4 protein-coding genes are annotated in these 5,866 nt (G+C 42.8%); all 4 read right to left on the bottom strand.

The features are described from left to right. Positions 1-356: 356 nt before the first annotated feature. A complete protein-coding gene (locus AAC037_RS18295; protein ID WP_339904599.1) occupies positions 357-755 on the bottom strand; it encodes a group III truncated hemoglobin in 399 nt (132 codons plus the stop codon). 6 nt (positions 756-761) lie between these two features. Continuing rightward, the gene (locus AAC037_RS18290; protein ID WP_339904597.1) at positions 762-1,109 is read right to left on the bottom strand and encodes a cupin domain-containing protein; all 348 of its coding nucleotides are present in this window, start codon (positions 1,107-1,109) and stop codon (positions 762-764) included. Between the two features lie 594 nt (positions 1,110-1,703). After that, complete coding sequence (locus tag AAC037_RS18285; RefSeq protein ID WP_339904596.1) at positions 1,704-3,170, bottom strand: glycine--tRNA ligase; 1,467 nt, start codon at positions 3,168-3,170, stop codon at positions 1,704-1,706. 41 nt (positions 3,171-3,211) lie between these two features. Further along, a partial coding sequence (locus tag AAC037_RS18280; RefSeq protein ID WP_339904595.1) for a PVC-type heme-binding CxxCH protein occupies positions 3,212-5,866 on the bottom strand: 2,655 nt, incomplete at its 5' end.

The raw sequence follows: 5,866 nt of genomic DNA, 5'->3' as shown, positions 1-5,866 counted from the left end.
CAACGTGTCCGTTATACCTACTCCTTCGGCTCCGCTCAGGAACCGGTTATATGGCAGGTATTCACTTGAAACGGGCTGACTCAATTTAGAATCAGAAACGCATTCGTCAATCCTAAAAAATCGGAATCCCCCTTTAAAAGGGGGAGTTGCGGAAACGTGAATTGACTGCTGAATTGTTGGAATTTTAAGGGATGAGGAAATGCAAAACAAGGTACTCTTTCGTCAGTCCTAAAAGTCGAAATCCCCCTTTCAAAAGGGGACGAAGAGCCTGTCCCGACATAGTCGGGAGGGATTTTTAACGCAAATATTTTAAAATTTCAGCTTGAAATAGTAGGTAAATAATCTCTCATTTAACCCTATTTGGCATCTACAGGCCTTCTGTTCCACATGGCCATAAACTGAAAATGGGCCATCCTTCTGGCGGACTCTTTGGCTTTATTTGCCAATTCCCCCTCAAATAATTCATCTATAGTTTCAAACCAAAGTTGTAACCAAATACCAAAATGCTTTTGCTCTACCGAATGGTTTAAATTCTTGTCTACATTGATATGTTTGAGCGTAGGGTTGCCCTTGAACTTAATCACTCCAAAAAGATTCGTTTCCCAGAAATCAGTAAGTTTCTCCAAGTGTTCCGGCCACCTTTCCTCCTCAATGTGTCCATTGAAAATGGGACCCAAAACTTCGTCTTTTCTAATTTTTGCATAGAATGCGTTTACCAGCACATTGATGTCTTTGCGGTTTTCAATTGGTTTCATCAGACTTTATTTATTTGATTCCTTTACAACATTCTCTACACGTTCCGCTTGATCGGATTTTGAAAGACTTAAGCGAACCACACTGTCTTTTATAGCGGTCAGGTCATGTGGAATATTACCTCCAAGTGCCACAATACCTCCACTTTTAAAATTGTGTACCTCTCCTTCAGCCCCAAAGTCAATCTCTCCCTCCAGAACCTGAACAACTATCGGGAACTTGGTCTTATGCTCTTTCATTACCTGGCCTTCCTTCAATAGGATGCGTATTTCTTTGGAGAATGGAGATTCCAAAATTACTTTGGTACTGATCTTATCTCCAAATTGTAAAGCTTCACTAAATGATGCAACTTCCATATTATCTGTACTTTAAATTCAAACTCCAATTATTTATCAATACCTTTTTAAGGTACTCAAATTCACCTGAATAATAAAGGATATTTTTATCTTTTATTATTGTATAGGTATTACAAGATCCATTTAAAATACGTTCAATTTTTTCGGTTTATTTTTAACCGGCGGTTATATGGCCGGCATTCAATTGAAATGGGTTGACTAAATTTAAATTCAGAAATACAACGGAAAATCTTAATGACTACGAACTCCCCCTTATAAAAAGGGGACTCAGGGGGATTTTTTCTAAATATTTTAAAATTCCAGTTTGAAAAACAACAACTTTTCCATAATCCCTCCCGACTATGTCGGGACAGGCACTGCCTCTAGTCAAGGGGGAGTTGCGGAAACGTGAATGGTCTGGTAAATGAGTTCCTTTCCTCCCGGCGGCTGAGCGGAGTCGAAGCCATAGGGTAACGGGTTCATCATACCTACTCCTTCGGCTCCGCTCAGGAACCGGTTAACCCATTTTTTATAAAACAGCCAATCCGAATGGGAGTCCCCAACAAAAAAGACCGGCTGTTCGGCCGGTCTTTTTATACTTATGAAAATTGAAATTTATATTTTCTCGAAAACATTTCTGAAGCTACAAGCAGCAGCCAACCTGCCATGCAATTCAGCAATTGGCACACGCTCCTGTTCAGTAGTATCTCTGTGACGTATGGTTACGGTATCATCTTCCAAGGTCTGGTGATCTACGGCAATACAAAATGGAGTACCTATCAAGTCCTGCCTTGTATAGCGTTTTCCTATTGACCCGGCTTCTTCGTAGATGATATTAAAATCATATTTCAATTGATCAAAAATCGCTTTGCCTTTGTCAGGTAAGCCATCTTTCTTGGTCAATGGCAAAATGGCCGCTTTCACGGGAGCCAAGGCAGGATGCAAGGCCAAATAAGACCTGGATTTTCCTTCCACTTCTTGCGTCGTAAAGGCATTACAAAGGGTCATCAAAAACAATCTGTCTGCTCCGATAGAAGTTTCTACTACATAAGGAATGTAATTTTTATTCACCTCCGGATCAAAATACTGTTGCTTCTTTTTGCTGAATTCCTGGTGTGCTTTCAAATCAAAATCAGTACGGGAGTGAATCCCCTCCACTTCTTTGAATCCAAAAGGAAATTTGTATTCTATATCCAAAGCAGCATTGGCATAATGTGCCAGCTTCTCATGGTCATGTCTTCTTAGTTTTTCTTCAGGAATACCCAAAGCCTTGTGCCAGCTCATACGTGTATCCGCCCAATGCTTGTACCATTCCAGTTCGGTACCGGGACGAACAAAGAATTGCATCTCCATTTGCTCAAATTCCCGCATTCTGAAAATAAATTGTCTGGCAACAATCTCATTCCTGAAGGCCTTACCTATCTGTGCTATACCAAAAGGGACTTTCATTCTGGCCGTTTTCTGCACATTTAAGAAGTTTACAAATATCCCCTGAGCCGTTTCCGGTCTTAGATAAATGGTGCTTGAATCTTCGGAAACAGAACCCACCTGGGTTGAAAACATCAGGTTAAACTGTCTTATTTCTGTCCAGTTAGTTGTACCACTTACCGGGCATTTGATATCCTCTTCAATTAAAAATTCGCGAAGGGCAGTAAAATCTTCTGCTTCCAACAAACGCCCCATGGTAGCCAAAAGGCTATCCGCTTTCTCTTGATTGCCTTCATTCTCATAACCGGCAGCTTTTTCTTCTATCAGTACATCTGCCCGATAACGTTTTTTGCTGTCCTTATTGTCCACCATTGGATCATTGAAACTATCCACATGGCCGGAAGCTTTCCAAGTGGTAGGATGCATAAATATCGCTGCATCCAAGCCTACAATGTTACCATTTAGACGGGTCATGGATTCCCACCATAATCTTTTAAGATTGTTCTTTAATTCCACCCCATAAGGCCCGTAATCATATACTGCCTGAAGCCCATCATAAATTTCAGATGAAGGGTAAACAAACCCATACTCTTTGGCATGGGCAATGATATCTTTTAGCAGACCACTTTCCTGCTTTTGTTCTGATTTTGCCATAGGCGCAAAATTAAGCAAAAACCTATACTCTACAAGGTTTTTCAGTTACTGGTATGGCTTTGTATCAGGAAAGCAGCAATATCTGCGATATCTTGGGCCTTAAGGTCCATTTCCGCGGGCCCCGGCATCAGACTTATAGGAAGTTGTTTTCTGTTCAGCACTTCTTCTGCAGGTAAAACATGCCGTTTTCCTTGAAAATCCAGCACCGTAACCACCGGCCCTGCTGCTTGTAATAAACCTAAAAGTACGGCACCATTTTTTAGTGCAATTAAATATGCTTCTGAACCGAAGCCTATGGCTGCATCGGGTTGAACAATGGCATTGACCAAGGTTGGGTAATCCATTTTTTGCCCGATTTGACTCAAGTCGGGCCCAATTTCATTTCCTGACCCGGCTATTTTATGACAGGTAGCACAATTCTGAATGGCTTTCACTTTTCCGGCTATTGGGTCTTTGCTGAGCGATAGAACTTCTTCTTCATCTATTGCTTTTTCGCTACCAAAATAATGCCTCAACACCTTAAGTACGGAGGGCCTTTTTTCCCCTTTAGTTACGGCTGAAAAATCTAAATTGGAATCTTTTAATATATCTTCTGCACCCATCAAAGCCAAATGGAGTCTGCCCGAAGGGTTTTCCACCAATTGAGCTAAGGCAAGCTGCTTTTGTTCTTGGTTCGTTAAACTGTCTTTCAGTTGTGCTTTTAATGCCAATAAATCGGGCTGAGCATCTGGTAGGACAATTGGGGCCTCCCAATCTTGCAGAAAAGCGCTCCACTCATTGTATTTCCTGAATTGAAGCCACCATTGGGCTTTTTCTCCAAGTATTCCCTCCTTTTCAGCAGCTTTCTTTACAGCCTCAACTGCCTCTTTCTCAAAAATAAAAGCCAGTGTTTCCAAAGCCAGGTCTCGCGCTTCTATTGCTAAGTCCTCATTCTCCAACCTGGCCTTCAAGGCAGAAACTGCTACTTTTGGGTGCCATTCCCAAACCAGGGAGACAATTTGAGGAGACCATTTTTCGGGGTCCATTGTAGCGATATTGGTCAAGTAATAGGCTTCCGCATGGTCTTTCATCCCTATCCCCAATGCATTTATGTACCAGGGGTCTTCTCCATCGTAAGCTTCGATTATTTCTCCATAGATTTCTGAAGTTTTATCCCAGTCCTCATCCCTTAGCAATAAGGCCAGTCCTCTTTTAATCAATGGCGAACTTTCTTTTGCAATCCCCAACGCTTCGTCGAGCAATCGCTCCGGAGCATAGGCTGACAAAGCCCTGAGGGTGGTCAAAACGATTTCCTGATTAGCATCTTCCAATAAAGGCAAAATCAAATGGATTCCTTCTGCTCCCATGTCTGCCAGGGTCCAGATCGCTCTGGCCCTAAAAAAGGGATTGTCCTCATTTTGAACCACCTTTTGAAGCTCAGGCAAAACTGCGGCCCCCTGATCTTTTAACTTTTGCATGGCAAAAGCACGCACATGTACCGCAGGATTTTTTAAGGCTGCCAATTGACCTTCAGTAGTAGAATAATCAATTTTTGGAAGTGTTAAATTTTCATCTTTTGGAACAATGCGGTAAATCTTACCTTCTCCAATCTTATCTCTCATCTGGTGACCTCCAACGATAGGATCATACCAGTCTGCAATAAATAGCGCACCATCCGTCCCAATCGTTACATCACTTGGTCTGAACCATTTCCGGGTATCTTCCTCCACCTGATGCCAAATATAACCGGTATTGTCCCGATCTACAGAAGAAATAAATGCCTGCCGATTATGAAGGGGATACCCTGCTCCTTCTACCTCGGGAGCATAACCAAACACTATATTTCTTCCGGCATCAGCACTTAGCAAAAGACCTCTGAATTGCGCCCCTAATTCGTCTCCCTCTATTCGCACCATTCCTGTGGGTGATCCTGCTCCATAAACATCCCCTACAGGCAATACGCCGGGATCATGTTGATGCCAATGTGCTTCGGCTATGCTTTGCCCTGGCCTTCTGTCCGCCTGCCAAGTTCGATCTCCTTTTTCACTAAAATAGCCGGCATCACTGCCCTCCATCAACCAGGTGGTCCTACAAGAGGCTGTTTGATCATCATTGTCACTTTGCCACATATTGCCATAAGAATCTACGGCCACTTCAAAAGCATTTCTAAAATTGTGTGACACTACCTCCATACCGGTTCCATCAGGGTTGATTCTGATAATCAACCCCCCATTGTATATTTCGCCGTCGTCACTTATCTGGGAGGGTATATTCTCTGTACTGTAAGGGGTATATTCATTGTAAACACTTCCCGATCGAAGGGTCCAACCATCTTTTCCTTCTACCTGATGTGGTCCTGCATTCCCGGTTATAAAGTACCACTTCCCATCCGGGCCAAGCTGCCCTGCATGTAGCCCATGGTCATGGTCTTTTCCACCAAATCCTGTTAAAAAGACCTCTTTGCTATCAGGAAGATCGTCCCCATCTTCGTCTGTATAGATGATAACATTTGGAGAGCAAGAAACCACTACTTGATTGCCAAGCACCGCTATACCCAAAGGGCTTCTTAGCAAGGTGTCTTGAACAAAAACCTTTGAAGTATCTGCTTTGCCATCGCCGTTAGTATCCTCAAGGATCATTACACGGTCACCTTTATCCTGCACCTTGTGGTCATCAGCATTCCGGTCGGCGTCGTTGCCTCGGTCATCATGAAGATT

The sequence above is a fragment of the uncultured Cyclobacterium sp. genome, assembly GCF_963976465.1.
Taxonomy (GTDB): Bacteria; Bacteroidota; Bacteroidia; order Cytophagales; family Cyclobacteriaceae; genus Cyclobacterium.
The sequence above is the reverse complement of the archived record's forward strand: the minus strand, read 5'-3'. Positions and strand labels throughout refer to the sequence as shown.

Coding starts and splice junctions, on each gene's coding strand:
- AAC037_RS18295 (WP_339904599.1), bottom strand. CDS start 755: ATGAAACCAATTGAAAACCGCAAAGACATCAATGTGCTGGTAAACGCA.
- AAC037_RS18290 (WP_339904597.1), bottom strand. CDS start 1,109: ATGGAAGTTGCATCATTTAGTGAAGCTTTACAATTTGGAGATAAGATC.
- AAC037_RS18285 (WP_339904596.1), bottom strand. CDS start 3,170: ATGGCAAAATCAGAACAAAAGCAGGAAAGTGGTCTGCTAAAAGATATC.